The 26,206-nt window shown below is 40.7% G+C and carries 29 protein-coding genes; 7 read left to right on the forward strand and 22 right to left on the reverse strand.

What is annotated here, in order from left to right; genetic code table 11:
- Positions 1-59: 59 nt before the first annotated feature.
- Positions 60-794, forward strand: coding sequence for an urease accessory protein UreH domain-containing protein (locus B5X77_RS18235; RefSeq protein ID WP_079509356.1), 735 nt, complete (start codon positions 60-62; stop codon positions 792-794).
- 106 nt (positions 795-900) lie between these two features.
- On the opposite strand, the gene B5X77_RS18240 is transcribed toward B5X77_RS18235, so the two are convergent.
- Complete coding sequence (locus B5X77_RS18240) at positions 901-1,218, reverse strand: PHD finger domain-containing protein (RefSeq protein WP_079509357.1); 318 nt, start codon at positions 1,216-1,218, stop codon at positions 901-903.
- Positions 1,219-1,397: 179 nt separating this feature from the next.
- Between B5X77_RS18240 and B5X77_RS18245 the strand changes: the two genes are divergently transcribed.
- From B5X77_RS18245 to abc-f, 3 genes are all read left to right on the forward strand, one after another.
- On the forward strand, positions 1,398-1,676 hold the full coding sequence (locus B5X77_RS18245) for a hypothetical protein (protein ID WP_079509358.1): 279 nt from the start codon (positions 1,398-1,400) through the stop codon (positions 1,674-1,676).
- 26 nt (positions 1,677-1,702) lie between these two features.
- On the forward strand, positions 1,703-2,473 hold the full coding sequence (gene yidC, locus B5X77_RS18250) for a membrane protein insertase YidC (RefSeq protein WP_079509359.1): 771 nt from the start codon (positions 1,703-1,705) through the stop codon (positions 2,471-2,473).
- 425 nt (positions 2,474-2,898) lie between these two features.
- Positions 2,899-4,617, forward strand: coding sequence for a ribosomal protection-like ABC-F family protein (gene abc-f, locus B5X77_RS18255; protein ID WP_079509360.1), 1,719 nt, complete (start codon positions 2,899-2,901; stop codon positions 4,615-4,617).
- Positions 4,618-4,660: 43 nt separating this feature from the next.
- Here abc-f and B5X77_RS18260 read toward each other — a convergent pair whose 3' ends face one another.
- The 10 genes from B5X77_RS18260 to B5X77_RS18305 form a co-directional block, all read right to left on the reverse strand.
- Positions 4,661-5,011, reverse strand: coding sequence for a fluoride efflux transporter FluC (locus B5X77_RS18260; protein ID WP_079509361.1), 351 nt, complete (start codon positions 5,009-5,011; stop codon positions 4,661-4,663).
- Positions 5,008-5,403 carry a fluoride efflux transporter CrcB gene (gene crcB / locus B5X77_RS18265; protein ID WP_079509362.1) on the reverse strand — a complete coding sequence of 132 codons (396 nt, stop codon included), beginning with the start codon at positions 5,401-5,403 and terminating at the stop codon, positions 5,008-5,010. The genes B5X77_RS18260 and crcB overlap by 4 nt, the downstream gene beginning before the upstream one ends.
- Before the next feature lie 22 nt (positions 5,404-5,425).
- Positions 5,426-6,004, reverse strand: a complete 579-nt coding sequence (locus B5X77_RS18270; protein ID WP_079509363.1) for a GNAT family N-acetyltransferase — start codon at positions 6,002-6,004, stop codon at positions 5,426-5,428.
- A 297-nt stretch (positions 6,005-6,301) separates the two neighbouring features.
- On the reverse strand, positions 6,302-6,508 hold the full coding sequence (locus B5X77_RS18275) for a DUF6501 family protein (RefSeq protein ID WP_079509364.1): 207 nt from the start codon (positions 6,506-6,508) through the stop codon (positions 6,302-6,304).
- Positions 6,509-6,578: 70 nt separating this feature from the next.
- Positions 6,579-6,782: a hypothetical protein gene (locus B5X77_RS18280; RefSeq protein ID WP_079509365.1), complete on the reverse strand. Its 204-nt coding sequence runs from the start codon at positions 6,780-6,782 to the stop codon at positions 6,579-6,581.
- Between the two features lie 153 nt (positions 6,783-6,935).
- Positions 6,936-7,604 (reverse strand): SOS response-associated peptidase, encoded by a 669-nt coding sequence (locus B5X77_RS18285; RefSeq protein WP_079509366.1) that lies wholly within the window; start codon positions 7,602-7,604, stop codon positions 6,936-6,938.
- Positions 7,605-7,742: 138 nt separating this feature from the next.
- Positions 7,743-8,012, reverse strand: coding sequence for a hypothetical protein (locus tag B5X77_RS18290; RefSeq protein ID WP_079509367.1), 270 nt, complete (start codon positions 8,010-8,012; stop codon positions 7,743-7,745).
- A gap of 187 nt (positions 8,013-8,199) precedes the next feature.
- Positions 8,200-8,745 (reverse strand): GNAT family N-acetyltransferase, encoded by a 546-nt coding sequence (locus B5X77_RS18295; protein WP_079509368.1) that lies wholly within the window; start codon positions 8,743-8,745, stop codon positions 8,200-8,202.
- Between the two features lie 172 nt (positions 8,746-8,917).
- Positions 8,918-10,558, reverse strand: coding sequence for an AMP-binding protein (locus B5X77_RS18300; RefSeq protein ID WP_079510295.1), 1,641 nt, complete (start codon positions 10,556-10,558; stop codon positions 8,918-8,920).
- Between the two features lie 473 nt (positions 10,559-11,031).
- Positions 11,032-12,159 (reverse strand): MBL fold metallo-hydrolase, encoded by a 1,128-nt coding sequence (locus B5X77_RS18305; RefSeq protein ID WP_373887827.1) that lies wholly within the window; start codon positions 12,157-12,159, stop codon positions 11,032-11,034.
- Positions 12,160-12,458: 299 nt separating this feature from the next.
- Here B5X77_RS18305 and sda point away from each other — a divergent pair, with 299 nt between their 5' ends.
- Both sda and B5X77_RS18315 read left to right on the forward strand, forming a co-directional pair.
- Positions 12,459-12,593: a sporulation histidine kinase inhibitor Sda gene (gene sda / locus B5X77_RS18310; RefSeq protein WP_079509370.1), complete on the forward strand. Its 135-nt coding sequence runs from the start codon at positions 12,459-12,461 to the stop codon at positions 12,591-12,593.
- Between the two features lie 154 nt (positions 12,594-12,747).
- Complete coding sequence (locus B5X77_RS18315) at positions 12,748-13,656, forward strand: nuclease-related domain-containing protein (RefSeq protein ID WP_079509371.1); 909 nt, start codon at positions 12,748-12,750, stop codon at positions 13,654-13,656.
- 28 nt (positions 13,657-13,684) lie between these two features.
- Here B5X77_RS18315 and B5X77_RS23475 read toward each other — a convergent pair whose 3' ends face one another.
- The 7 genes from B5X77_RS23475 to B5X77_RS18350 form a co-directional block, all read right to left on the reverse strand.
- Positions 13,685-13,849, reverse strand: a complete 165-nt coding sequence (locus B5X77_RS23475) for a hypothetical protein (protein WP_176167370.1) — start codon at positions 13,847-13,849, stop codon at positions 13,685-13,687.
- A 241-nt stretch (positions 13,850-14,090) separates the two neighbouring features.
- Positions 14,091-14,369: a hypothetical protein gene (locus B5X77_RS18320; RefSeq protein WP_079509372.1), complete on the reverse strand. Its 279-nt coding sequence runs from the start codon at positions 14,367-14,369 to the stop codon at positions 14,091-14,093.
- Positions 14,370-14,927: 558 nt separating this feature from the next.
- Positions 14,928-16,220: a 2-oxoglutarate dehydrogenase complex dihydrolipoyllysine-residue succinyltransferase gene (gene odhB / locus B5X77_RS18325; protein WP_079509373.1), complete on the reverse strand. Its 1,293-nt coding sequence runs from the start codon at positions 16,218-16,220 to the stop codon at positions 14,928-14,930.
- Positions 16,207-19,038, reverse strand: a complete 2,832-nt coding sequence (sucA, locus tag B5X77_RS18330) for a 2-oxoglutarate dehydrogenase E1 component (protein ID WP_079510296.1) — start codon at positions 19,036-19,038, stop codon at positions 16,207-16,209. Before sucA ends, odhB begins: the two co-directional genes overlap by 14 nt.
- 283 nt (positions 19,039-19,321) lie before the next feature.
- Complete coding sequence (locus tag B5X77_RS18335; RefSeq protein ID WP_079509374.1) at positions 19,322-19,561, reverse strand: hypothetical protein; 240 nt, start codon at positions 19,559-19,561, stop codon at positions 19,322-19,324.
- Between the two features lie 134 nt (positions 19,562-19,695).
- On the reverse strand, positions 19,696-20,754 hold the full coding sequence (mnmH, locus tag B5X77_RS18340; RefSeq protein ID WP_079509375.1) for a tRNA 2-selenouridine(34) synthase MnmH: 1,059 nt from the start codon (positions 20,752-20,754) through the stop codon (positions 19,696-19,698).
- A 373-nt stretch (positions 20,755-21,127) separates the two neighbouring features.
- On the reverse strand, positions 21,128-21,712 hold the full coding sequence (locus B5X77_RS18350; RefSeq protein WP_079509377.1) for a hypothetical protein: 585 nt from the start codon (positions 21,710-21,712) through the stop codon (positions 21,128-21,130).
- A gap of 401 nt (positions 21,713-22,113) precedes the next feature.
- Here B5X77_RS18350 and B5X77_RS18355 point away from each other — a divergent pair, with 401 nt between their 5' ends.
- Positions 22,114-22,713, forward strand: a complete 600-nt coding sequence (locus tag B5X77_RS18355; protein WP_079509378.1) for a class I SAM-dependent methyltransferase — start codon at positions 22,114-22,116, stop codon at positions 22,711-22,713.
- A gap of 114 nt (positions 22,714-22,827) precedes the next feature.
- Here the strand turns inward: B5X77_RS18355 and trpA are convergent, their stop codons facing one another.
- From trpA to trpC, 4 genes are read right to left on the reverse strand one after another with little or no spacing between them, the layout of a single operon-like run.
- Positions 22,828-23,598 (reverse strand): tryptophan synthase subunit alpha, encoded by a 771-nt coding sequence (gene trpA / locus B5X77_RS18360; RefSeq protein ID WP_079510297.1) that lies wholly within the window; start codon positions 23,596-23,598, stop codon positions 22,828-22,830.
- Positions 23,598-24,803, reverse strand: coding sequence for a tryptophan synthase subunit beta (gene trpB, locus B5X77_RS18365; RefSeq protein ID WP_079509379.1), 1,206 nt, complete (start codon positions 24,801-24,803; stop codon positions 23,598-23,600). Before trpB ends, trpA begins: the two co-directional genes overlap by 1 nt.
- Entirely contained in the window at positions 24,804-25,421 is a 618-nt protein-coding gene (locus B5X77_RS18370; protein WP_079509380.1) for a phosphoribosylanthranilate isomerase, read from the reverse strand.
- Positions 25,411-26,205: an indole-3-glycerol phosphate synthase TrpC gene (trpC, locus tag B5X77_RS18375; protein ID WP_079509381.1), complete on the reverse strand. Its 795-nt coding sequence runs from the start codon at positions 26,203-26,205 to the stop codon at positions 25,411-25,413. Before trpC ends, B5X77_RS18370 begins: the two co-directional genes overlap by 11 nt.
- Position 26,206 lies beyond the last annotated feature (1 nt).

Below are 26,206 nucleotides of genomic sequence, written 5' to 3' on the forward strand. Positions count from 1 at the left end.
ATATGTTCTTGATCTTTTTGAAGTATTATCATATTAATAGTTTTATATGGAGGAATTTTATGTATGCATTGTTTACGGAAGTTAGCAATTTTCTAAGCGGCCCTTTTTTAACACTTGTCAATCAAACGGAACAGATCCCCATATTGGCGAGCTTCCTCTTGGGTCTTGTCGGCGCTCTGGCCCCATGCCAGTTGACTGGAAACATCGGTGCTATCACCTTATATGGCAACCGCAGCCTTCAAACGAAAAGCCAATGGGCAGAAATCGCTTTTTTTATCCTGGGCAAAATTTTAGTCTTTTCATTGTTGGGCTTGGCGGTTTGGCTTGCTGGCCAAAGCTTTCAACAAATGCTGCCAGGTTTCTTTTCCTGGTTTCGAAAATTGATGGGACCACTGTTCATCTTGATCGGCCTATCACTAATTGGGTTTTTCGCGTTTAACTGGATAAATCGCTTAACGTCCATTCTCCCTGAATGGAGCGGCAGCGGAAAAACAGGGTCTTTCCTGATGGGAGTAAGCTTTTCGATTGCATTTTGTCCAACCATGTTTTCATTATTCTTTTTTATCCTAATGCCAATTGTCCTGAGTTCTGGATATGGAGCTGTCCTGCCATCTGTGTTTGCTATCGGCACTTCGATCCCGCTGATTATATTTGTTATCCTCATCGCGTATTTCGGCCTGAATGGATCGATGATAAAAAAAGGAAGAAGACTTGGGGGTATGGTTCAGAAAATTGCGGGAGCCACCTTACTTATTATAGGAGTTTTTGATACCTTAGCCTATTGGGGCTTTTGACATACCCGGGATTTGTTTTATCACTTCTTACAGATGTGCAGACTCACCTTATCTATTGCCAAAATTTACATAAGAGCCATGGATGCTCATCCATGGCTCTTAAATATCAGGCAATATTCATGTTTTCCTTATAGCCTGGCTCACAGTTCAGGCACACTGCTTCATCGTAATCCTCGGTATTTACGTCTTCAGGATTGTACTCGATTCCGCATAGTGAGCATTCTACCATTTCTTCTTCTGTATCTTCAACAGCTTCCGGGATCGCATCATTGACATTTAGCTCACCTACCCAAATACCGCTAATTGATGACATTTCGTTTTCTATATATTCATTCGCTGCTTCTTCTGTTTCCCATACACCATGGTCCCACAGCATTTCGTCAGCGTCACCTGAGTTGATCATTAACCCGTATACTTTTTTCATATTTGCTGCCCCTTTCGAATTGGGAAGTTTGTTCTATATAATTAGCCATTACTTCGATTTCTGAAACCTCCAGTATATGGAAAAAGAAACTTTCTTCCGTTCATTTCGTATATATTTACAGATTGTTAAATGCTGCATTTTAAAATATACTTGATTAATGACAGAATTGAGGTGATAGCATGCTATTGGAAATTTACGCTCAGTCAATTGAAGCAACAGCAGTTTACAGTGTTTACCTGACTTTGCTCATCAGCATGTCGATGTCAGTCTTCTGGGTAATGCGTGACACCTCTTTTATCGAATCATGTTTAGTACAAATAAGGCTTAAGCCCACCTCTTCTGAAAAAGCTTTTAAAAATAAAGCTGAACTCGGAATGAGGTTTCAGCTTCAGATTCTGAAGCGGGTTAAGATAAAAATAGATCCAGGTGATGAAGACAGCTATTTCCTCCTAAATTGAACAACTAGATTATTAGGAGGAGAATAATGAAAAAACTATTAACAATGGCAATTGTACTACTTCTGCCTGCATTTTTAGCAGGATGCCAGTCGCTGACAAGCGAGGGCTCCTTTTTCCAGTCAACATTCATCAATCCATTCACATGGCTGATTCATTTTTTTGCAAGCATTACAGGAGGAAGCTATGGAATCGCGATTATTTTGATCACAATGCTGATTAGGCTTCTGTTAATGCCTCTTATGCTAAAACAGTACAAGAACCAGCAGAATATGAAAGATAAGATGGAACTGCTTAAACCTGAGATGGATGAGATACAAAAGAAGCTAAAAACTACGAAGGATCCTGCAGAGCAACGAAAGCTGCAGCAGGAAATGATGGGCCTGTACCAGAAACACGGAGTAAATCCGCTCTCGGTCGGATGTCTGCCGATGCTGATCCAGATGCCGATTCTGATGGGGCTCTATTATGCTATTCGTGGATCTGGTGAAATTGCCAGCCACTCCTTCCTCTGGTTCAACCTCGGTCATTCTGATGTATGGATTACTGCGGCTGCAGGCATCATTTATTACCTTCAGTTTAAGGTGTCTATGTCCAATGTAACCGAAGAGCAGAAGAAGCAAATGAAACTTATGGGACTCATGTCGCCGATTATGATCGTCATGTTCTCATTAAATGCGCCATCCGCTCTTCCCCTATACTGGACAGTAGGAGGAATCTTTCTAATTGTACAAACACTACTCGGGAGAAGAATTTATGGTAAAAAAGAAAATGCAATAACCGTTGAGCACCAGCTTTAACTATGACTTTGCCTGGGAATTCAAACTCCCAGGTTTTTATATTTTTAAGCTTGAGTTCTTCCCTTTCATGGGTGGAATAATATGGTTGACTTTTTAAATTTTACCGAGTTATAATTTAAGTTAACGACAACCGAAGGGAATGGTAAAGAGCCGATGAAATACTAATCTTATTTTCTGCCCGATTTTTTCTAATATGAAAAAGCGAGTGCCTGGAATTAGGATTAGTCTGCCCTTTTGCCATTCCAATTGATTTTTTACGCCGTGAATTAAGCATGAACCCAACAGGGGTTGCTATGCCTATTTATTGACGTTTAAATTAAGTACGAATGCCAAGCAGAACCTTCCAGGACACCTGGGAGGTTTTTTTAATGGATAACATACTCACCTTCATTCAGTAGTCTCAAAAAGAAAGGTGGAAAATTCCTATGGCAATCATGAAAATAAGAGGAATTCAGAAAAGCTTTAATGAAAACCAAGTGATCCAAAATGCAGATTTTGATATAAAACAAAACAGCCGTATCGGCCTTGTGGGCAGTAACGGAGCTGGCAAGACAACGCTGGCAAATATAATCCATGGAAGCACCTTCCCAGACAAAGGTAAGATTGAAACATTTCATGGAACATTGAACATCGGTTATCTAAAACAATCGACGCAACATTCAATTCATGAAACGGACGATGTTTATTCTTTGTCAGACAATGGCCTTTTTCAGCATTCAAGCCAGTTAGGCCTGACTAGAGAACTTGACTGGTTCAATGCAGACTGGGCAACCTTAAGCGGCGGTGAAAAGCTAAAGCTATCCATAGCAAGCGTCTGGGCAAAAAGGCCGGAACTGCTAATATTGGATGAGCCGACAAACCATCTTGACCTTCAAGGTGTTGAGTGGTTAATTGAAGAGTTAAGTGCTTTTAAAGGTGCCATTTTAATTATTTCTCATGACCGTTATTTCCTCGATAAAACTGTAACGGAAATCATTGAAATTGAAGATGGTACAACCAAATTATTCACTGGCAACTACTCTGCCTACCGGAAGGAAAAAGAAAGATTATTTCAAGTGCAGCTTCATCAATATGAGATACAGCAAAAACGCAAGCAACAGATTCAACAGCAAATTGCCAACTTGAAAAACTGGTCTGAGAAGGCACACCGTGATTCAACAAAACAAGGTACAGCCTCGGAAAGAAGGCAGATTGGCTATAAGGAATATCATCGGATGAAAGCCAAGAAGATGGATAATCAAATTAAATCGAAGATGAAACGACTGAACCAGGAGCTTGTAAAAAATGAGGTGAAACAGCCTGAAGAGGACTCAATGGTCCGGTTTGAATTCCTGGAAAGACGGAAACGCGGAAAAAGGATTTTGGAAGCTGATTCCCTGTCAAAACACTTTGTTAATCGCTGTTTGTTTGAGAAGAGTCATTTCTATATGAATCATGGTGAAAAAATGGGACTGATCGGCGAAAACGGCAGCGGTAAGTCTACATTGCTGAAAATATTGCTTGGACAAGAAAAGTCCTCCTCCGGTAATATATGGCTCAGTGAATCTCTAAAGATTGGTTATCTCAGCCAGGATGTTTCCGATCTCCCTGCTGATAAAACACCTCTTGAATTTATAGGTCTTTCAGACAGGGAAGCAATCGGCAAAGCAAGGACTGTTTTTGCCAATATCGGTCTTAATGAAGAAAAACTGATAGTCCCTATCGGACAATTAAGCCTTGGAGAGCGAACGAGGGTTAAACTAGTAATGATGCTTATCGATGAATTAGATTTGCTGATTCTCGATGAACCGACAAATCATCTCGATCTGGCAAGCAGGGAAAGTCTTGAAAAAACATTAATGGACTTTCAAGGATCTGTCTTAATTGTCTCACATGATGTCTATTTTCTTGAAAAAATCACTCAAAAGCTATTGGTTATTAATAATAGAAAAATCACCAGGAAAGAATTCGGCATGAAGGAATACAATGATGCTGCAGCTCCTAAGGAAAGCGATAAGGAAAAAGCAGAAAAATTATTGGTCTTGCAGAATGAAATAAACGCGGTTATTGGTAAATTATCATATATGTCTAAGGATCAGCCTGATTACACAGAACTCGATCAAAAGCTTGCTGCGCTCTTTAAGAAGAAAAAAGAAATGGAATAACCCTTGTTAAACAAAAAAAACTCCAATTAGGGAGTTTTTTTGTTTAAACCAGCCGGCCTAAGAAAAGTCCAGCCCCCACGCAGAGTAGGCCTCCTATATATGTAATAAAAATGTACTGGATCCCTGCTGTACTCTGTTTATTGGAGAATAGTTTGACCAGGTCAACATTCAGTGTAGAAAAAGTGGTGAATGCTCCCATGAATCCTGTGGCAGTCAAAAGAAACAGATTACCCTGGATACCCACCCCTGCAATCAGCCCTAGCAGGAAAGAACCCAAAAGGTTTACCACCAGCGTTGCCACTGGGATAATACTGGTCTCGAACATTTTTTGAATCTTTAATCTGGATACCGCACCCCCTAATCCTCCGCAGGCAACTAAAAAAAGCTCGATCATCCACAATGCCCCCTTTGACCCTGTTTTTCTGATCCAATTTTAAATCCTGCTGCAGCAAGCAGTAAACCGCCAACAGCACTAAGGAGAACATATACGATTCCCATTCCAATTCTCCCAGATTCTATCATTATCAGGGTTTCCATACTAAAGGTGGAAAAAGTAGTAAATGAGCCCGTCAAACCCGTCCCAATGGATGCCGACAAGATTGGATTCATCTTGTTACGGGATATAACAGCTGCAGTGAACCAGCCCAAGAACAAGGAACCTGCCAAATTAACCAGCAGGGTCCCAATAGGAAATCCGTTACTCAGCAAGCTAGCTGCAGTCAGGCTGACGAAATATCGTAATACACTTCCAACCATCCCGCCAATACCTACTCCAATATAAACCAATTTTAAAAACCACCCTTGGATTTTATTTCATTTTATTCTGGAGCAACGACTTAACCTCTAGCCACTCTTCTTTAATTATACTGAATACAACTGTGTCCCTGACATAACCATCAGCGATGATCCGATGTTTTCGTAGGACGCCCTCTCTGCTGGCACCCAGACGTACAATGGCTGTTTGAGATCGGACATTTCTGGAATCGGTGCAAAACTGTACCCTATTCATATCCAGCTTTTCAAATGCATGCTGAAGCATAAGGAATTTGGTTTCTGTATTTACCCCTGTCCTCCAGTATTCAGGATTGTACCATGTCCACCCAATTTCCAATGACTTGTGAGCCTTAGAGATGTCCATATACCTGGAGCTCCCGATAATTTTATCTGTTTGCATGTCTACGACTGCAAAAGGAATTTGTGTCCCTTTATCCCTTTCCATTTTTGCAGCCTCGATCACCTTTTTCATATCTTCCTTGCTTCGGATTTTTGAAGAGGTGAATTCCCAGATAGATTGGTTCTTTCCCGCTTCCCATAAGTTATCCAGCTGGTCAAGTTCCATTGGTATCAGTCTTACGGTTTCGCCTTGCAGCCTCAGCTTACTTTCCATATTTCCCACTCCCTAACAATTCTATATTTCTTAATCATATCATTGAAGAATATGAGCAGGGAGTGCCTTTTTTAAAAATTCTTCACTGTCTATATAATAAAGGCTGCTTTCGTGAAGATTGTTGTTAAAATGCCGTTATGTAGTTCGGTATTAAGTGTGCAAGCTCTTTTCTCATAATGAGCTTTAATTTTTTGAGTAGAAACATAGGTCATTCAATCATATTTCGAAGTCAATAGCAACAAAGTTTGAGTAAATACCATAATAAAATAAGCTGCCCAGTATCCGGGCAGCTTCGTGTTACTTCACTTCTTCAAAATATTCCTTGTAATATCCGCCAACTTTACCTGAATTGTCTACAATGAAATAAAATTCTTCTGTCTCATTTTTAACATCATATACTTTTCCTGCTGTCAGCTTATTATTGACGATATATTTTTTTGCATCTGTATGAACGCATTTTAGTTTTTTGATGGTTTCGCGTTCGTGCCAGTTCGTATGGATCATCTTTTGCCACTTCCTTTATCTGAGTTTCATACTCTATAGTATAAAGAAAAGATGATCGAATAAGCAATAGTCAGCTGGCATTCGCTTCTTCGCTTGCTAAGCGTAATCCGCGGATTTCTGATTTATCAAAAGTCATTGTTTCTCCTGTAATTACATTTTTCAATGTTATATAGCAAACATCACAAATTATATCTTTACGAATATATTGTAAGAAAGAAAAACGTTCATTTTTATAAATCAGTTCATAAAAGTCCGAATTGGTAAATCCATTCATGTTAACCCCTCTTTCCAGGATGTATTCATCTTGGTGTTTGGCTGTGCCTATCTATACCACCATCTAGACTTGTATTAAACATCCGTGGAAAAAAGTTAATATTTCCCTCCAAAAAAACCTCTATTAAATTGACATAATTACCAATAAGCAATTTTATAAACTGTTAGTTGGCGCGATTAATTCTATTCCCTCATTCTTTGCCGAGTTAATCGCAGTGGAAACCATGTAGGACTCCATTGATTCGGCATCATACGGACGCAGCAGCTTTTTTAGTTCATCAGTTTGGTTAAATGAGGGATCAAGCCACATTCCAATCCTGTCTGCAGGGAGAATGACAGGCATTCTGTCATGGACTTTTTCAGTTACATCGTTCGGGCTTGTGGTGATTATGGTGCAGGAGGTAAGGTTTTTTCCACCCTTATTCCATATTTCCCATAGCCCAGCAAATGCAAAGGGTTTCTTGTCTTTCATGCCGAATCGATATGGCTGTTTTTGTTTGCCGTCTTTTTTCCATTCATAAAAACCGTCAGCCAGAATCAGGCAGCGCCTTTGTTTCAGTGCCTGCTTAAAACTCGCCTTAACGTCGATCGTCTCTGCACGTGCATTGATCATCCTGTAACCAATTTTCTCATCATCTGCCCAAAAAGGAATCAGTCCCCACCTCATTGTGGTACCTACCCTGCCTTCACCTTCATCGATAACTGTAAGTATGTCCTGGCCGGGAGCAATATTGAATCTGGCATCTATGTCTTTTGTGAATTCAAACTGAAATTGTTCCTTCAATGATCCAATTTCTTCAAACAAAGAAAATCGTCCACACATTGGATCTACCTCCATTTCCTATACTGTTCCTATCATTCCCTTTCCTTTCCTGAAAGTAACGTAATAGAGTCAATTCAGGCCTATATCTTAGTCCCCGCAAATAAAATAAGCCAGGCTTCTCTATGGAGCCAGGCTTCTCTATATATTCTTGGGATCTATTTTCTTTTTCATTTTAGCTCTAAGTGCAATATTGGCTGCAACCAGGAATGGAATAATTGAGGCAATCGTAAAACCTAGTGCATATCCTGAAATACTTTCATTCAATACATGTTCATTAATAATGAAACCCAAAAAACTAATACTAATGCCATCCCCATCCACATGGTTAATGACCGACCAAAGTTCGAGTCCTTTAAATAGAAATAGAACACTTATGGCGGTCAGCAATAAAATCCCAAACCACTTCAATCGACCACACCCCCAATCCCCTCCCCTGCTAACTGGCAGGTTCAGGTGTATACACTATATTATAGGGAGTAAAGGTAGTAATTAATATATCATCATCTCAGTTGTAACAAAATGTTCAAAAAGATATATAAAATTTCGTAATTTCCTTATACTAAATTAGACACTATGATGTTAATACTGTATCGATTTAAAAGTTCAGCCGTCCCATGACCAGCATATTGTAATACCTTCCATTCAAAAGCCGTTTATCATTCTTTAATAACCCTTCAACTTCAAATCCAAACTTTTCATAGAGTTTCCTTGCAGCTTCATTTGTTTCCATCACATTCAGAGTCATTTTTTTTATACCTTTTTCATCTGCCCAGTGTATTGATTCCTGCAAAAGATTCTTACCGATTCCATAACCCCAGAACTCCTTTAAAACCACAACTCCAAACTCAATTTTGTGCCTGAACCGTTTCAAATCATTTCCTTCACATCTGGAAAAACCAACAAGTCTTTCATCAGCTTCAGCCACCAGAAATAAGTTCCTTTCGCTCTCTGAATCATCTTTGATTAATAATAGAAAACCATTTTCGTCAAGAATCCCTTCTCCTGGTTCACGGTCAAGATATTCTGTTTCTCCATCAATTTGCAACCTTAACTCAGCCAATGCCTTCGCATCTGTATCAGCTGCAGACCTGATAATATAGTTGAGACCCTTTACATTTTTAGTTTTATCGGATATCAGCATTATTTACCTCCAAAAGATTCCTGTTAACCGATTTTAAACTTTGGTATTTGTTTTGTACACACTTTTAAAATTGCTGAGCCAAAAAAAAGATGACCTCTGTACAATACAGAAATCATCTTCCTAAAGCAGCCAGGTTTTTTTATTTTCCTTGCAAAGGGTTTATCTTTTATCTTTACACGTTCTTAAGCTGCTCGACTGCCTCCATAGCCTGTTCCCTAAGCTTGAATTTCTGGATTTTCCCCGAGGCAGTCATTGGATAGCTTTCTGTGAATTCAATATACTTTGGAATTTTGTGTTTGGATATTTTGCCTTTGCAGTACTCTTTGATATCCTCTGCTGTGGCTTTCTCACCTTCTTTTAGGATGATCCATGCCATCACTTCCTCGCCGTACACGCTGTCTGGTATGCCAACAACCTGTACATCCAGCACATTAGGGTGGCTGTAAAGGAATTCTTCAATTTCCCTAGGGTAGATATTCTCCCCTCCCCTTATAATCATGTCTTTTAATCGGCCGGTTACACGGCAATATCCGTTTTCATCCATTACAGCTAAATCCCCAGTATGCAGCCATCCTTCTTCATCAATTGCTTCCCTGGTCGCATCAGGATTTTTGTAATAACCATCCATGACATGGTAGCCTCGTGTGCATAATTCACCCTGTACGCCTCGTGGAACTTCCTCCATAGTGCCCGGCTTGACAATCTTAACCTCCACCTCCGGAAGGGCTTTTCCAACGGTTTCTACCCTTAATTCAAGCGGATCATTCGTTCTGCTCTGCGTGATGACCGGGGAAGATTCAGTCTGGCCATAGGCGATCGTTATTTCAGTAGCTCCCATTTTTTCATTAACTGCTTTCATTACCTCAATCGGGCAATTTGAACCTGCCATAATACCGGTCCTTAATGACGATAAATCATATTGGTCAAATTCAGGATGATTCAGCTCTGCAATGAACATTGTCGGTACACCGTGAAGGGCTGTACACTTTTCTTTTTCGACTGTTTCCAATACAGCTTTCGGACTGAACTCCTGTACAGGTACCATGGTTGCACCTACTGTAGCGCATGCTAGCGTACCCATTACACAGCCAAAACAATGGAAAAACGGAACAGGGATGCAAAGTCTGTCCTCATCAGTCAGCTTCATGGCAGAAGCCACATTATATGCATTGTTAACAATATTGCTGTGGGTAAGCATGACACCCTTCGGGAAACCTGTTGTACCAGAAGTATATTGCATGTTGATGACTTCACTTTGCTTTAATGTAGCCATCTGCTTATCCAGGTCCTCCTCAGTAACTTCATCGGCCATATCGAGGATATCCTGCCAGCTGTATGTTCCAGGGAAACGTTTTTCACCCATAACAATGACATTTTTCAAAAATGGAAGCCTGCTGCTTTCAAGCCTGCCAGGTTCACTCATTTTCAGCTCAGGTACAATCTCATAGACCATATCGATGTAAGAGGCGTCCTTAAACTGTTCCATCAATATAATCGTCGTCGAGTCTGACTGCTTGAGCAGATATTCCAATTCCGCAGTCCTGTAGTTCGTATTAACAGTTACCAGCACTGCTCCCATTTTTCCTGTAGCAAATTGTGATATCACCCACTCCGGAGTATTAGAAGACCATGCTGCTATATGCTCTCCTTTTTTCACACCCAGTTTCATCAGTCCCCTTGCAGCTTTCCTGCAAAGGTCATTAAACTCCTTGTAATTCATCCTCAAATTTCTGTCAGCATACACAACAGCTTCATGTTCAGGATACCTCTTCGCCTGAACCTCCAGTAACTCACCTACAGTGTAAGGCAGCAAATTCCCCATCATTAAACCTCCTCAGTTATTATGTAAGCGTTTACTACTTACTATATCACTCAAGTTTGAATATTCAATATTTTTAAATTATATTCCTTCCTTTTTCCTAAATAAATAAAAAAACAGGGAGTTTTCCCTGTTTGATTGGTTGATATGTTCATTCGCAGATAAAAGGAAAACAAATCAATCACCTTATTGATTGCTGAGATTAATTAGAATAATTTAGAAATCAAATAAATGACTCCTGCCAGGAGCCATACGTACGTAGCTGGTCATATTGGGGGAAGGCCTGAAAACTTTCCTTGTCCTTTATCACCTGTACGCTTTGGTCCTATACCTCAGGAACCGCCTGCACAATGATCAGTTTTATTTTTTTCTTCTCCATAATTGCTCACCTCATATGCATTTGAAAAATTCATCACAAGTAGATATAGACTAAAAAGAGGAAAGCAGTGCTTCCCTCTTTTATTTTTTTAGTGTGTATGGTGGACAGCACAGCGGTTAGGGCCAATTTCCAGTTCCATCGCTTCTTCTGATGTCACATTTTTCACCCCGCGGTTGATCGCAACGATATCCTCAAAGTTAGGTGGTGTTTCGCTGGATGCAGATTGTGCTACATGGTCGACAAACTCTTCAACCGTTTTACCTGCCATGATTTCATTTTGCGTGCGGATCAATCCCAATTGGCTTCCAATGAAACCTTCACCATTAACTTCGTCATCAAAGGCAGCATAGTGGCCAGGCAATACAATAACGTCATCCGCAATTTGTGATACTTTGCTATAAACCGTATCATACAGGTCTTTTGCCCACTCAGCAGCTTTTCCGCCTAAATCAGGACGGCCAAGACCATTGACAAAGATAGTGTCACCTGAGAATAAAAGTTTATTATTCACAAAGAACGAAACACTTCCCGGAGTATGACCCGGCGTTTTAACAGCCAAAACTTCAAGCGTTATGTTTTCGAATTCAATTTTATCATGCTGCTCCAGCGCTTCAAAATCAAATACCGCGCCTTCACTCTTCATCAAATAATATTTTGCTCCGGTAATATCCGACAGTTGCTTGCCACCTGATAAGTGGTCTGCATGTAAATGTGAATCAACAATATGAGTGATTTTTACATTTTCCTTTTCAGCAATTTCCGTATATCGATTTGTAAATCTTGATGGATCAACTACGAGTGCCTCGTTTTCAGAAAGCACCATGTAAGAAAGACAGCCTTTACCCACTCGAATGAACTGAAGAACTCTGATTTTTTCATCCTTAAACACTTCAACAGGATATAGGTATTCACTCCATGATTTCATTCCGCCTGAAAGATAAGAAACAAGAAAGCCAGCATCAGACAGCATTTCAGCAACCATTACAGAAGAACCTTCCTTGGCACAGATGACCACAATATCTTTATCTTTAGGAAGCTGACCGACTACTTCATCAACTCCATCAATCAAATCGAAATAAGGAATGTTTAGATATTCAATTTTCTCCCCTTCAACCTTCCAATCTTCGAAGTCTTTTACATTCCTAACATCAAATACGAAAAGTTCTTTTTTGTTAACTATCCATTGGTTCAATTTTTCCGCAGTGATTGCTTGCATTCCCACTATTCATTCCTCCCGTTTTTAAAAAAAATTATGTCGAGTATCAAACCCTCACTTGATACCCTGTTGGGTATATATTATAATTTTGATTTATAAATTGCAAGCTTTTTTTGTTTATTAATGTGACTATGAGGTTTTGTCCAAATCTTAATCCTGGCAGCCATCCAAAATATGAAAAAATTTCTAATAAAAATTTTTCATAATGGGTTTTCAAATTCTTAATAAACCTTTACAATGAATGAAACTATACAATATAGTTTGAAAATTCAATCCATTCTTACCGAGGAGGAATGCAAATGAAAATTATGAGCAATGAACAGTTGGTGGTCTCGTATCGTGATGCATTAAAGTCGGAACATGATAAAGAATGGGCAAAGGTTTTAAAAACAGAAATATCTAAAAGAGGACTAAAGCCATTTAAAAACCGTTAAAGGACTTGCGAAAGACACAAACAAGAAAAGGATTGCTTCCGTAGCCGCTTCGCTGCCTGATTGGCAGTGGAGCGGTTTTTTATTGTTAACAAAAAATTCACCAATTTTTAATAGGTATATAGCTTACAATTGGCTTATAGAAAGGATGTGGACCATGCTACTAAAAGCACGCACCGAGCCAGCAGAATTAATTGCAATGCGGAATTTAAACAGAAGAATGGAGCTACCAGCACAGGAGAAGTTTCGGCTTTGGACAATGGAAAAAGGTTATACAGGAGAAGTATTGTTCGACCGGATGACCGAAAATCTCTCGGAAGAAAGGTATATCATTGACGACCTCCTTCTTCAAGTCAATAATTCATACTTCCAGCTGGATAAAGTCATCATTGCTCAGGATGCAGTTTATCTGATCGATATCAAATATCACGAAGGTGATTATTATCTTAAAGAGGACAAATTATATTCCCTCCATAGTCAACGAGAGCACAAAAACCCCATCATTCAATTGACACGAAGCGAAACCCTCTTCCGGCAGCTGCTCGAAAAACTCAAGATGAATCATCTAGTCCGTGCCTCAATTGTCTTCAACAACCCAGAATTCACTCTCTACCAGGCCCCTATGAATCAACCGATTATTTTACCCACACAAATAAAACGGTTTTTAAAAGAACTAAACAGCACTTCCTCCAAATTGGGTGAAAGCCATAAGAAACTAGCCCAAACACTGCTTTCCCTTCACCAAATTAAAAACCCATTCACCACTTTACCTGAATACCAATATGCAGAACTCGAAAAAGGAATGCATTGCCGGAATTGCGGATCTCTTAATACCGTGATCGTTCATTATGATCTCGTATGCGGAAAGTGTGGTTCTCATGAGAGGATTGAACAGGCGATTGTGAGGCATATAGAGGAAATCAAGGTGTTATTCCCCGAAATGAGGATTACCACGCAAACGGTATATGAGTGGTGCAATGGAAAGATTAGCAGGAGGACTGTTTCTAGAGTTTTAAAGAAACACTATGTAGTAGTTGGAAAAACTAGTGATAGGCATTATGAGTAAATCAATATACTAAGAAAATTATTTAACATTAGCCTGGTCTTGTAATTGGTTTTGACAGCTTTTCGGCGAATTCTGTTAAAGCTATGCAAATTTCCTTTTCCTTCGGACAGCTTTTCCGATTTTCACACCAAAGCTGTCCAATGTTCCTTCTCCTTCTGACAGCTTTTCCGATTTTCACACCAAAGCTGTCCAATGTTCCTTCTCCTTCTGACAGCTTTTCCGATTTTCACAACAAAGCTGTCCAATGTTCCTTCTCCTTCTGACAGCTTTTCGACTTCTCACACCAAAGCTGTCCAAAGTTCCCTCTCCTTCTGACAGCTTTTCGGATTTTCACAGCAAAGCTGTCCAAAGTTCCCTTTCCTTCTGACAGCTTTTCCGATTTTCACAACAAAGCTGTCCAAAGTTCCTTCTCCTTCTGACAGCTTTTCCGATTTTCACACCAATGCTGTCCAAAGTTCCTTCTCCTTCTGACAGCTTTTCCTATTTTCACAACAAAGCTGTCCAAAGTTCCCTCTCCTTCTGACAGCTTTTCCGATTTTCACACCAATGCTGTCCAAAGTTCCTTCTGCTTCTGACAGCTTTTCCGCTTCTTCCACTAAAGCTGTCCAAAGTTCCCTTTCCTTCTGACAGCTTTTCGGATTTTCACAGCAAAGCTGTCCAAAGTTCCCTTTCCTTCTGACAGCTTTTCCGATTTTCACACCAAAGCTGTCCAATGTTCCCTTTCCTTCTGACAGCTTTTCGACTTCTCACACTAAAGCTGTCCAATGTTCCCTCTCCTCCTGACAGCTTTTCCGATTTCACACCAAAGCTGTCCAATGTTCCCTTTCCTTCTGACAGCTTTTCGACTTCTCACTCTAAAGCTGTCCAAAGTTCCTTCTCCTCCTGACAGCTTATTCCGATTTTAACACCAAACCTGTCCAAAGTTCCTTCTCCTTCTGACAGCTTTTCCGATTTTCACAACAAAGCTGTCCAATGTTCCTTCTCCTTCTGACAGCTTTTCCGATTTTCACAACAAAGCTGTCCAATGTTCCTTCTCCTTCTGACAGCTTTTCCGATTTTCACAACAAAGCTGTCCAATGTTCCTTCTCCTTCTGACAGCTTTTCCGATTTTCACAACAAAGCTGTCCAAAGTTCCCTTTCCTTCTGACAGCTTTTCCGATTTCCACACAAAAGCTGTCCAAAGTTACGCAAGTTATTGCGCAATGCACATTTAAAACCCACAAAATAAAAAAGCACTGCCAAAATAAATTTTCGGCAGTGCACTTTATTTCTTAACCCTGTAATAGCAATGATTCTGGATCTTCCATAAGCTGTTTGATGTGCTTCAAGAAGGTAACTGCTTCTTTTCCGTCAACAATCCTGTGGTCGTAGGATAGGGCGATGTACATCATCGGCCTGTTTTCCATTCGTTCTTTATCGATGGCTACCGGGCGTAGCTGGATGGTGTGCATTCCCAGGATACCTACCTGTGGGCCATTAATGATCGGTGTGGATAGTAATGAGCCGAATACGCCGCCATTTGTGATGGTGAAACTGCCACCTTGAAGGTCCTTCAATGATAGCTTATTAGTTCTCGCTTTTTCAGCGAGATCATTGATGTCACGCTCAATCTCGGCGAAGTTTTTCCTGTCGGCATCCCTGATTACTGGTACAACCAGTCCGTCGTCAGCGGCAACGGCGACTCCGATATCGTAAAATTTCTTCAGGACAATTTCGTCTCCCTGGATTTCTGCGTTCAAATATGGAGTCTTCTTCAAGGCAGCTACAACAGCTTTTGTAAAGAAAGACATGAAGCCAAGGCGTACATCATTTTCCTCGAAGAATCGGTCCTTCCATTTCTTTCTTAATTCCATGACAGCTGTCATATCGACTTCGTTAAAGGTTGTCAGCATGGCTGCTGTCTGTTGGACCTCAACCAGCCGGTTAGCGATTGTCTGTCTTCTTCTTGACATTTTAATGCGCTCAAATCGGCCATCGTCCGCATTTCCCTGTGTGGACGGTGCTTTTTCAGACCTGTTGTTGAGCGGCTTTTCCGGTTCAGCCTTTTGCTTAGCAGGAGTGTAGGATTCAACATCCTGCTTCCTGACTCTTCCCAGAGGATCCTTCGAAATGACCTGGTTCAAACTGATACCCTTTTCCCTGGCCAATTTTCTTGCGGCCGGAGATGCGATGACACGACCCTGACTGTCTTCATCAGAAGGCTCATGATTTTCAGCAGCAGGTTGGTCACCAGAAGATGTGCTGTTTCCTGGTACAGGTTCATCAGGTGATTCAATTTCCCTGCCTTGTTCATTGCCAGTACTGACTTGTTGACCATTATCTCCGCCAGCCTGTTCACCAACAACCGCGATGGCTTCCCCAACCTTTACAGTGTCACCTTCTTCGGCAAGAAGTTCTGTCAAGGTTCCATCATAATCGGAAATAATCTCTACATTGACCTTATCTGTTTCCAGTTCAACGATATACTCACCTTTTTGAACTTGATCACCCTTTTTTTTCAGCCATTGGGCGATTGTTGCTTCAGTTATTGATTCTGCCAGTTCGGGAACTTTAATTTCTGCCATGATCGTTTCCTCCTCTATTTGTCTTTGTCAGTGCATCCCGAATAATCCTTGCCTGTTCTAACTTATGGGTATTCGGATCTCCTTCAGCAGGGCTTGAACGCCTTCTGCGGCCAATATAAGCTACTTCAAGTCCGTTTGGAGCTGCTTCATTAATTCTAGGTTCAACAAATGTCCAGGCACCCATGTTTTTCGGTTCTTCCTGTACCCAAACAATTTCTTTCAAGTTTGGATAACGACCGAACAATTCTCTGAGAGCCTCCAGTGGGAAAGGATAGATTTCTTCAATTCTCAAAATATGCAGCCAGTCATTTTCAGCGCCACTAAGCTGTTCGGCAATATCGATGCTCACCTTGCCAGTACATAATACAATTCTTTCAACTTGCTCCGGATTCGCACCAAGTCCTGGCTGTTCGATAATAGGTTCAAAGCTTCCTTCTGATAATTGCGAAGGATCTGCTGCTACAAGCGGGTTCCTCAGCAGACTCTTTGGTGTCATTAAGACTAGCGGGCGAACCGATTCCTGCTTGAGAATCTTCGCTTGCCTTCTGAGGATATGGAAATATTGTGCCGCAGAGGAAAGGTTTGCGACAGTCCAGTTATTTTCTGCAGCCAAAGTTAAAAACCTTTCCACTCTGCCGCTAGAATGTTCAGGACCTTGTCCTTCATATCCATGAGGCAAAAGCATGACCAGACCTGATTTCTGGCCCCATTTTGCCCTGCCGGCCGCCAAGAACTGATCAAACAGGACCTGGGCAGCATTAGCGAAATCTCCATACTGAGCTTCCCAAAGTACCAGCGTTTCGGGAGCAAAAACATTATAGCCATATTCAAAACCAACAACGGCCGCTTCAGATAATGGGCTGTTATGGATGGAGAAAGAAGCCCTGGCATCTGGCAGTGTATGGAGCGGTGAAAATTGTTCCCCGGTATTGCTGTCGTGAAGGACAAGATTCCTTTGGGCAAAAGTTCCGCGTTCCGAGTCTTGTCCTGTCAATCTTACTGGTGTCCCTTCCTGTATAATGGATGCGAAAGCAAGGGTTTCTGCAAGGCCCCAATCGATTTTTCCATTTTCAGAGAAAGCTTCCTGCCTTCTTTGAAGAATTTTCGCCAGTTTATTAAAGACATTGAACCCTTCCGGCCAATTTAGGAGGTCATGATTAATTTTCCTGAGAATATCGGCTGGGACACCTGTATCGATTCTTGGAATCCCCATTTCTACTACATCCGGAATATCCGGCTCTCTTTGAACCTCTTTTTCTGCCTTAGGAACTTTTTCATTGGCAGATATTAATTTCGAGTTAATTTTCTCTTCTATTTCAGTTCGTTTTTCGTCTGTAAAAACACCCTGTGATACAAGCTTTTCGCCATAGATAGCTTTGACTGTCGGATGATTGTGCACAAGCTTATACATTTCCGGATTTGTCGTCATCGGTTCATCCATTTCATTGTGACCGAATCGACGGTAACCAATCAGGTCAATCAAGAAGTCCTTGCCAAATGCCTTCCTGTATTCGAATGCCAGCCTTGCTGCCATCAAACATGCCTCGGGATCGTCAGCATTGACATGGATGATTGGTATTTCATACCCTTTTGCAAGGTCACTGGCATACCGTGTAGATCTTGAATCCATAGATTCGGTTGTGAACCCGATAGTATTGTTAGCAATAATATGAATGGTACCGCCTGTCTTATAGCCCTGTAAGCGGCTTAAATTCAAAGTTTCCGCTACAATACCCTGCCCAGGAAATGCCGCATCTCCATGGATCAGGATTGCCATGGCTTTTACAGGATCATATTTTGCATATCCAGGTTGATTGCGTTCATCTTGCGCAGCTCGTGTAAAGCCCTCTACCACTGCGCCGGCGAACTCAAGGTGACTTGGATTATTGGCTAAAGTCAATCTTGCATTGGCGGTACTTTCCGATTTGATTTTACGGTCAATTCCAAGGTGGTACTTTACATCCCCTGTCCAGCCAAAATTAATTCCGATTGAACCCTCTGAAGGAACTAATTCCTTATTTGGTGCATGCTGGAACTCCGCAAAAATCATTTCATAAGGCTTGCCCAGAACATGGGCAAGTACACTGAGCCTTCCCCTGTGCGCCATTCCGATATTAATTGTTTCGACTCCATGATTGACAGCTCCGGCTATAACTTCGTCCATCAGTGGCACCATTGCATCGAGACCTTCAATCGAGAAACGCTTCTGCCCAACGAATGTCCTATGCAGGTATTTCTCAAAGTTTTCCACTTCTGCAAGCCGCTCATATAAGCCTATCTTCCGCTCTGCTTCTACTTTAGGAATCAATTCTCCTGATTCTACTTTATTTCTTAGCCATTCTTTTTCATTCTCTTGATTCACATGCTCAAATTCGTAGGCAATCGTATTAGAATATACCTTTTTCAGATACTCAAAAGCTTCTTTACCATTTTCTACAGAAGAAGGAGCGCTTGGGCATATTAAATCCACAGGGATGCTGTTTAGGTCATCATAAGTCAGTCCCCACTTTTCCAAGCTCTCAATTCGCTCATCTGGCCTTCCGAATTGTAATGGATATATATTTGCAGATAAATGCCCATTCGAACGTATATAATCTGCATATCTTAACGCTGCCGCGATTTTGCCAGGATTACCTGAAGTATGTGCTGCTTGCAGCTTCTGATCAGTTCCAGGTTGATCAATTGACTTTCTTTTATCAGAGTGCAGCACAAAGTATTCCCTGATATCCGGGTCTACTGCTTCTGGGTTCTGCAAAAACAATTCATATAATTCTTCTACGTACCCCTGGTTAGCTCCGTGAAATCCCGGCCATTCCATTCGTTTTTCCGTAATTGGCTTCTTCACCGTATAACCCCCTTGCATAGCTAAAAGTTTGCTAATTATTTGTTACCCTGTCGTACCCTTTTTTAACGGCTTATTCAAAGAATAATAATATAATTCAGATTACAAACGTTTACAATAATATTTTAACATGATATTTTCTTTTAACCAAAGGTTTTGACTGTCTTAATAGTGTTAATTACCTTGCTTACTTTTATTATTTCGAAAAAATGAAGGCATAAAAAAAAACCGGAATAACCGGTTGTAGTTTTTAGGTATATCATAGATTCATCATTGTCACAAACATATTTTTAGGGGCAAATAGGTTATTCCTCTTTTCAATCTGATTCGCTTCAATCATTTCGCTGTGTTCAACTGGTAAATCGGTGTGTCCGCATGTAATGGACTTTTGGAACCGGGTACCTGCATTGAAAATATCGACTCCATCATTATTGGTGAATCCGACATTTTCTTCATGCAGAGAGAAACGATGATGACAAGTTTTTTTTGATTCGCTCATAATTCATCCTCCTATAATTAGTTCCTTAAGTAATTATATGTTGAATAGTCCGAATATTCAGTGATAAAAATCATAAAAGAAAAGGAAAGCAATTAGAATTGCCCTCCTTTCTTATTTACCATTACATCAAATTCTTAAACCACTGTTGAGTCAAGGAATTTATTTCTAATTTCTTTTTCCAGCTGAACCAATACATCAGAATCATCGGCATCAATCTCAATAAAAGGGCCAGTATATTCTAAAAGGGCATGTCCATAACGGGGGTCATAATAATGAACTAACAATATCTCAATCAATAAATGATAATTCTTTTCTTTCAAAGCGACTTGAAGTGAAGCTGCTGCGTCCTGCGGCAGCCTTTTAAGAAGCTTTGTAACCTTTTCATGTACCTCTTCTTCAAACCAGCTCTCTTCTTTAAAAGGAGATACATACTCATCGTATATTCGTTGAACCCTTTTTGAAACTGAACTATTCACAAGAAAATGTATACCGTCCGCCTTTTTCTCAAGAATCTCTTCAGGCTGCGCCGCCCTTCCAATCCTTTTGCTTTCAGCCTCAATGATAAAATATGAAGAGCCTTCAATTTCCTTCAGCCGGTCAAATAGCAGAGCATCAAAGGTTTTTTGATTATGGGCTTCTCCCTTGCCAATCATTCCAAAAATCGATCCTCTATGATTTGCCATTTGTTCAAGATCGACTACTGGGTAGCCTTTTTCCTGAAGAGCTTTTAAAAGATCTGTCTTTCCTGTCCCGGTCATTCCATGCAATACAACAGCTCGCTGAGGCAGCAACTTGGGAATTTTTTCGAGAATATATTCCCTGTATGCGCGGTAACCGCCTTCAAGTCTATAAGAAGGTACACCCGCAAACTCGAGGAATGATGCAACAGATTTGCTTCTCATTCCACCTCTCCAGCAATGTATAACAGGTTCAGAACCGGTCTTCTTCATTTCTTTAATTTCACCCAGAAGACCTGGCAGCTTGGGAGAAACGACTTCCATTGCTCGCCACTTAGCCGCCTCCTCTCCTGATTGTTTGTATAATATGCCGATTTCCTGTCTTTCCTCATCTGTAAACAGCGGGATATTTACTGATCCCGGTATCGCAGAATCGCGATGCTCTATCGGCGCTCTGACATCCACAGGTATATATTTTTTTGAACTGATTAATTCTTGTACAGATATGTCTTTCATTTTTCCAATTGACCTCCGTGGTCGCTATAGTGAAAATGCTTAAAAATTTTAATTTGGCTCTTTACGTTATGTCGTTCTGGGCAAATTTACAAAAAACAATCATTTCAAAAACATCCTCTAACTTTTAAAAGGAAGCATTCATCTTTTTTAATGGCTATTTCTGAGAAATGGTTGTTAAAATCCTAAAAACGTGATAAAAGCCATTTTGCAGGCTGCAAAAAGTTGGCAAGCTCTTTTCTCTTAATAGTGAAGAAACTTGGGTAATTCCATCCTATTTTGTAGTCATTAGCAACAAAGTTTGAGAAAAGAGCCTTTTTAATAAGCTCCATCGTATCATATTTTTGACGAGAAAAAAACCGCAGTGCGTCTGCGGTCAACACGAAAATTGAATACCTACCAGCTTGCTGATGGCCTTGCAGAATTCAGCCCACTCTTCCGGATAGGATTCAAGACCTCTGCTTTCGTATGTCTTTCCTTTTGTTTTTAGCGTAACGGACCAGCTTGTACCATCCACGATAATTCCTTCTGTTTGGTAATCATCCTGCCAGTCCCACAACCTTAGTGAATAAAGTTGGTTTTTGAGTTCTTCTACATTGCCATAGGTACCAGCCTTTAGAGAACCCGTGGCTTTCGCGTCGAGATGCCACTCAAAATATGTGAAAGTATTTCTTTTAAAATCTATTCGCACTCGCATTTCAGGACCTGGATAACCATGCAGCACGACTGTAAGCAGCAAAGCTTCTTTGTCCGGCCTTATTGATACAGTTTCATCATTTATTATAAACAATTCAGTATTGCTGGTTATTAAAGTTTTAATATATCCAGGTTCAAAAATGATTTGTGATTGAGATTCACAAGTTTGGCCAGGTATTTGCTCACTCATTTCCTCGCAGATGGCTGGAATCGTTACGTTTCCCCTCTTTTCAAGGATTGCGAGAATCGCCTCGTATATTTTCATTTTGGTCAACTTCCTTTTATAAAGCTAATTACTTCGCCAATTTTTTCACACTTTATTTACATAAAGTATATAAAATAGAAACTGGTGTGTACTGTAACAAATCGCACGTTTTTCTAAGAAATAATGCTGACAAAAACCGACAAGCTTTTTACCGGAAATAAAGTCAGTGTAGGATTTTGTCTGATTATGCGCTTTCCCAAGAAATAATTTTCGGAATAGACAGAAAATATTTCAACAAATTATCGTTGCTTAACTGCTGCTTTCCGCAAACATATTTTTAAGCAAGACTGTAATTACTTTAATTCTGCATAAAAAATAAGCTTAAAGGATAGCGGTTATTGTTTAAGAAGGTGAGAATACTGGTATAAAAGAGAAAGAAATTGTTCAGGAGTGAGATAAAAATGATAGAATCGTTGGCGAAGCAGTTCGAGAAGCCCAGAGGGATTCTTGGAAAACTAGCAGGTACGATCATGTATTTTGAAAACCGAAAAATCAATCAGTGGAGCATTAAAAAACTTCATGTTCAAAAAAACGACCGAATACTTGAGATTGGTTACGGACCGGGATACGGCATCAAAACTTTGATGTCCAATTATAAGTCTATTTTAGTGGATGGAATAGACTTATCCGATAAGATGATGAATGAAGCAGCCAGGAGGAACAAGAATTGGATTGAAACAGGAAAAGTGCAGCTGACTACCGGTAATGTTGCTGAGTTCCACCCCGATCATTGCTATAACAAAATAATATCGGTTAATAACTACCCCTTGTGGGACAAACCATTGATGTCATTGGAAGGTTTATATAAATTACTCGAAAATGACGGAAGGATAGTCCTTACAGTCCAGCCGAGAGAAGAAGGAGCTGACGACGATACGGCGAAACAGCTAGGTATACAAATGAAAGAGGATTTACTTAGAGCTGGTTTTAGAAATCCTGAAGTTTCATTCCTGAAGGTGAGACCGGTACTGACAGTATGCGTAACCGCCGAAAAAAAGTAACCGCTGCTTAAATAAGCAAGCAGCGGCATTTTAATTTTTCTATAAAGTTATAGGTGAACAAACACTTATACCGTTTCGCTGCTGTGGTATGAATTCAAAATCACCAGCGGAAAATTAAACATTTACTTTTTCGGCGGATTTGATGAGATTCTTGATTTCTTCTAACTTATTCTGTTCGAATAAATCAATTATCTTACTGCCGACAATCACACCATCACAGTGTTTGCAAACTTCCTCGACTTGAGCTTCGGTTGAAACACCAAAACCAGCTAGAACTGGGACCGAGCTTGCACTTTTTACAGAGTTCAAAAATTCAGCAAGATCTTCACTGAACTTATTTCTTGTCCCGGTAATTCCTGTCACTGTAACTGCATAGATGAAACCTGTTGCCCTCTCTGCAATCTCTTTTATCCTTTCCTTTGGCGTGGTAAGAGTGACGAGTCTGATTAATGATAATCCTGCCTGTTCAAATGAGCCAAGGACCAATTCTTCTTCCTCAATTGGAAGATCTGGGATAATACATCCGGACACCCCGGCATTGGCTGCGTCATGGGAGAACGCATCAATACCATATGCGACCAGCGGGTTCAAATAAGTCATTAATATCACAGGAATTGATACTTCATTCTTATAGGATTCTAAATTCTGAAGCACCTTTTTAACTGTAATTCCCCGGGCAAGCGCCCGTATTCCGGCTTTTTGAATTGTTGGTCCATCGGCAACAGGATCTGAAAATGGAATACCGATTTCAATCGCATCTGCTCCGCACTCCTGCAGGAAGAGCAGCTTCTCTTTCAGGCTCTCTAATCCCCCATCTCCAGCCATTATATATGGTACAAATGCTTTTTTACTTTTTTCAGTCAAGGCTTTCTCGATTCTATCCATCATTCTAGTCCTCCCATGCGATCTTTGATTGTCTGTACGTCTTTGTCGCCACGGCCAGATAAGCAGACAACGATACTCTCTTCCTTACTCATTCCTGCTGCAAGTTTGACTGCGTAGGCTATGGCATGGGCGCTCTCCAAAGCTGGAATAATTCCTTCTAGCTTTGACAGTAGCTGGAATGCTTCCAGAGCTTCATCATCAGTAACTGATTCATATTTGACTCTGTTGATATCGTGCAGGTGGCTATGCTCCGGGCCTATTCCCGGGTAGTCAAGTCCCGCTGAAATTGAGTGGGCTTCCTGGATTTGGCCATCTTCATCCTGTAGCAGATACATCATTGCACCATGCAGAACCCCCGGCTTCCCTTTTGACAGCGACGCAGCATGTTTTTCGGTGGTCAGACCCAAGCCAGCTGCTTCAACACCATAAATCGAAACACTCTCATCTTCAATGAATGGATAAAATAAACCAATTGAGTTGCTGCCTCCTCCAATACAGGCAACTAGGGCATCAGGAAGCTTCCCTTCTTTATCAAAAAATTGGCTTTTCGTTTCCTTGCCAATCACACTTTGAAAATCCCGTACCATTTTCGGGAACGGGTGAGGTCCCATTACGGATCCTAGAATATAATGGGTATCCCTCACATTCGTCACCCAGTATCTGAGTGCTTCATTGACCGCGTCTTTCAGCGTTCCGCTGCCAGCATCGACACTGACAACTTTTGCGCCAAGAAGCTCCATTCTGAATACATTTAGCTGTTGGCGCCTGATATCCTCTTTACCCATAAAGATCACACATTCAAGATTCAGCAAGGCACAGACTGTTGCGGTGGCAACTCCATGCTGCCCAGCCCCCGTTTCTGCTACAATCTTCCTTTTTCCCATCCTCACAGCCAGCAATGCTTGGCCGACAGTATTATTAATTTTATGGGCTCCCGTATGATTAAGGTCCTCTCGCTTAAGGTATATCTTAGCTCCGCCAGCATGCTCGGTAAGATTTTCCGCCAGGTATAATGGAGTTTCTCTCCCAACATAATCCTTCATAAGCTTTTGCAGCTCAACATGGAATTCCTCATCTGCCAATGCTCTGTTGTACTCTTTCTCTAATTCCAGGACAGCTTGCATAAGTGTCTCGGGAACAAACCTTCCCCCGTAATTTCCGAAATGCCCCTTTTCATCCGGTAAATTATAAGTACTTGTAGTCATCTAAATTTCCTCCCCTGCAGTCTTTGCATTTTTTATAAAATGTTTTATTTTTATGAAATCCTTTTCTCCATTTGTTTCTACCCCGCTGCTCACATCCACCATAAACGGGTTGACCTTGGAAATCGCCAGTTTGACGTTTTCAGGATTGAGCCCTCCTGCCAATATCTTATTTTTATTTGACTGGTCAAGAAACCTTGCTAAATCCCAATCAAAACTTGATCCATTTCCTCCTCGATATTTTCCTGGGGGACTATCAAGGAGCATATAGTCAGCATTTAAACCCTCAATTTCTTTAAGATCTTCCTGTGACTTAACGGAAACAGATTTTATTAAAGGCAGACCGATTGATCGAAAATCTGCGAGAAGTTCTTCACCGTGAAGCTGGATATGAGTCAGTCCTGCAGTCTCGGCGATTTCCTTGATTTTGGCAGGATCCTCATTTACAAATACTCCCACCTTCCAGATGTCTTCAGGCAAGGCTTCGATTATTTCTTTTGCTTCTAAAACTTTTATTTTTCTTTTGCTGTCCGCAAATACGAAACCAAGCGCATCCGCCCCGCATTTAAATGCGTGCTTTGCTGCTTCAATGGTTTTAATTCCGCAAATCTTAACTTTCATGATCATCCCTCACCATAGGAACAGTGAAATCTGCAAATGTTCCCATCATATCAAAGGAGGTCATGAATGTTTCCCCAATGAGCACCCCATTTGCTCCAGCTGCTGCTGCACGCTCTATATCAGCCCTGGTTTTCATTCCACTTTCACTGATCATTAATGCGCCTGATTTCTTGACAAGCGGGCCAAGCTTTTCAGTGTTTTCGATATTGACCTCGAAAGATTTTAAATCCCGATTATTGATGCCAATTAACGAAGCATTTATTTTCAGAGCTTTTTCTAAATCCATTTCATCATGAATTTCTATTAAACACTCCAGCCCTTTTTGAGAAGCATATTCGTAAAGCTCTGCTAATTTGTCCTGCTGCAATGCTGAGGCAATCAGCAAAATAACATCTGCGCCGGCCGAATGAGCCATGTCAATTTGTATTTCATCGACGATAAAATCCTTGCAGAGAATCGGAATGTCAACTGCTTCTCTGACTTTTTTCAAATCATTGAAGGAACCCTTAAAACCTTTTTCATCCGTTAAAACAGATATAGCCGATGCCCCTGACCTGGCGTAAAGCTTCGCTTGCTGAACAGGGTCGAGGGAGAGATTAATGTCTCCTTTTGAAGGTGAAGCTCGCTTGAATTCAGAAATGATGGCCACATTATTTGCCTCTTTTAGTGTCTTGATTAATGAACGAGGGTTCAATCCCCCTCCAAGTTTATTCACTCCCGCTTTCTTCATCTCTTCTACTTCTATTCTTTTTCTTTCAATAATGGAATCAAGTATTGTCGTCATA

Source organism: Mesobacillus jeotgali (assembly GCF_900166585.1).
Lineage (GTDB): Bacteria > Bacillota > Bacilli > Bacillales > Cytobacillaceae > Mesobacillus > Mesobacillus jeotgali_A.

Coding starts and splice junctions, on each gene's coding strand:
- B5X77_RS18235 (WP_079509356.1), top strand. CDS start 60: ATGTATGCATTGTTTACGGAAGTTAGCAATTTTCTAAGCGGCCCTTTT.
- B5X77_RS18240 (WP_079509357.1), bottom strand. CDS start 1,218: ATGAAAAAAGTATACGGGTTAATGATCAACTCAGGTGACGCTGACGAA.
- B5X77_RS18245 (WP_079509358.1), top strand. CDS start 1,398: ATGCTATTGGAAATTTACGCTCAGTCAATTGAAGCAACAGCAGTTTAC.
- yidC (WP_079509359.1), top strand. CDS start 1,703: ATGAAAAAACTATTAACAATGGCAATTGTACTACTTCTGCCTGCATTT.
- abc-f (WP_079509360.1), top strand. CDS start 2,899: ATGGCAATCATGAAAATAAGAGGAATTCAGAAAAGCTTTAATGAAAAC.
- B5X77_RS18260 (WP_079509361.1), bottom strand. CDS start 5,011: ATGATCGAGCTTTTTTTAGTTGCCTGCGGAGGATTAGGGGGTGCGGTA.
- B5X77_RS18270 (WP_079509363.1), bottom strand. CDS start 6,004: ATGGAAAGTAAGCTGAGGCTGCAAGGCGAAACCGTAAGACTGATACCA.
- B5X77_RS18275 (WP_079509364.1), bottom strand. CDS start 6,508: ATGATCCATACGAACTGGCACGAACGCGAAACCATCAAAAAACTAAAA.
- B5X77_RS18280 (WP_079509365.1), bottom strand. CDS start 6,782: ATGAATGGATTTACCAATTCGGACTTTTATGAACTGATTTATAAAAAT.
- B5X77_RS18285 (WP_079509366.1), bottom strand. CDS start 7,604: ATGTGTGGACGATTTTCTTTGTTTGAAGAAATTGGATCATTGAAGGAA.
- B5X77_RS18295 (WP_079509368.1), bottom strand. CDS start 8,745: ATGCTGATATCCGATAAAACTAAAAATGTAAAGGGTCTCAACTATATT.
- B5X77_RS18305 (WP_373887827.1), bottom strand. CDS start 12,159: ATGCAAGCAATCACTGCGGAAAAATTGAACCAATGGATAGTTAACAAA.
- sda (WP_079509370.1), top strand. CDS start 12,459: ATGAAAATTATGAGCAATGAACAGTTGGTGGTCTCGTATCGTGATGCA.
- B5X77_RS18315 (WP_079509371.1), top strand. CDS start 12,748: ATGCTACTAAAAGCACGCACCGAGCCAGCAGAATTAATTGCAATGCGG.
- odhB (WP_079509373.1), bottom strand. CDS start 16,220: ATGGCAGAAATTAAAGTTCCCGAACTGGCAGAATCAATAACTGAAGCA.
- sucA (WP_079510296.1), bottom strand. CDS start 19,038: ATGGAATGGCCGGGATTTCACGGAGCTAACCAGGGGTACGTAGAAGAA.
- B5X77_RS18335 (WP_079509374.1), bottom strand. CDS start 19,561: ATGAGCGAATCAAAAAAAACTTGTCATCATCGTTTCTCTCTGCATGAA.
- mnmH (WP_079509375.1), bottom strand. CDS start 20,754: ATGAAAGACATATCTGTACAAGAATTAATCAGTTCAAAAAAATATATA.
- B5X77_RS18350 (WP_079509377.1), bottom strand. CDS start 21,712: ATGAAAATATACGAGGCGATTCTCGCAATCCTTGAAAAGAGGGGAAAC.
- B5X77_RS18355 (WP_079509378.1), top strand. CDS start 22,114: ATGATAGAATCGTTGGCGAAGCAGTTCGAGAAGCCCAGAGGGATTCTT.
- trpA (WP_079510297.1), bottom strand. CDS start 23,598: ATGGATAGAATCGAGAAAGCCTTGACTGAAAAAAGTAAAAAAGCATTT.
- trpB (WP_079509379.1), bottom strand. CDS start 24,803: ATGACTACAAGTACTTATAATTTACCGGATGAAAAGGGGCATTTCGGA.
- B5X77_RS18370 (WP_079509380.1), bottom strand. CDS start 25,421: ATGAAAGTTAAGATTTGCGGAATTAAAACCATTGAAGCAGCAAAGCAC.
- trpC (WP_079509381.1), bottom strand. CDS start 26,205: ATGACGACAATACTTGATTCCATTATTGAAAGAAAAAGAATAGAAGTA.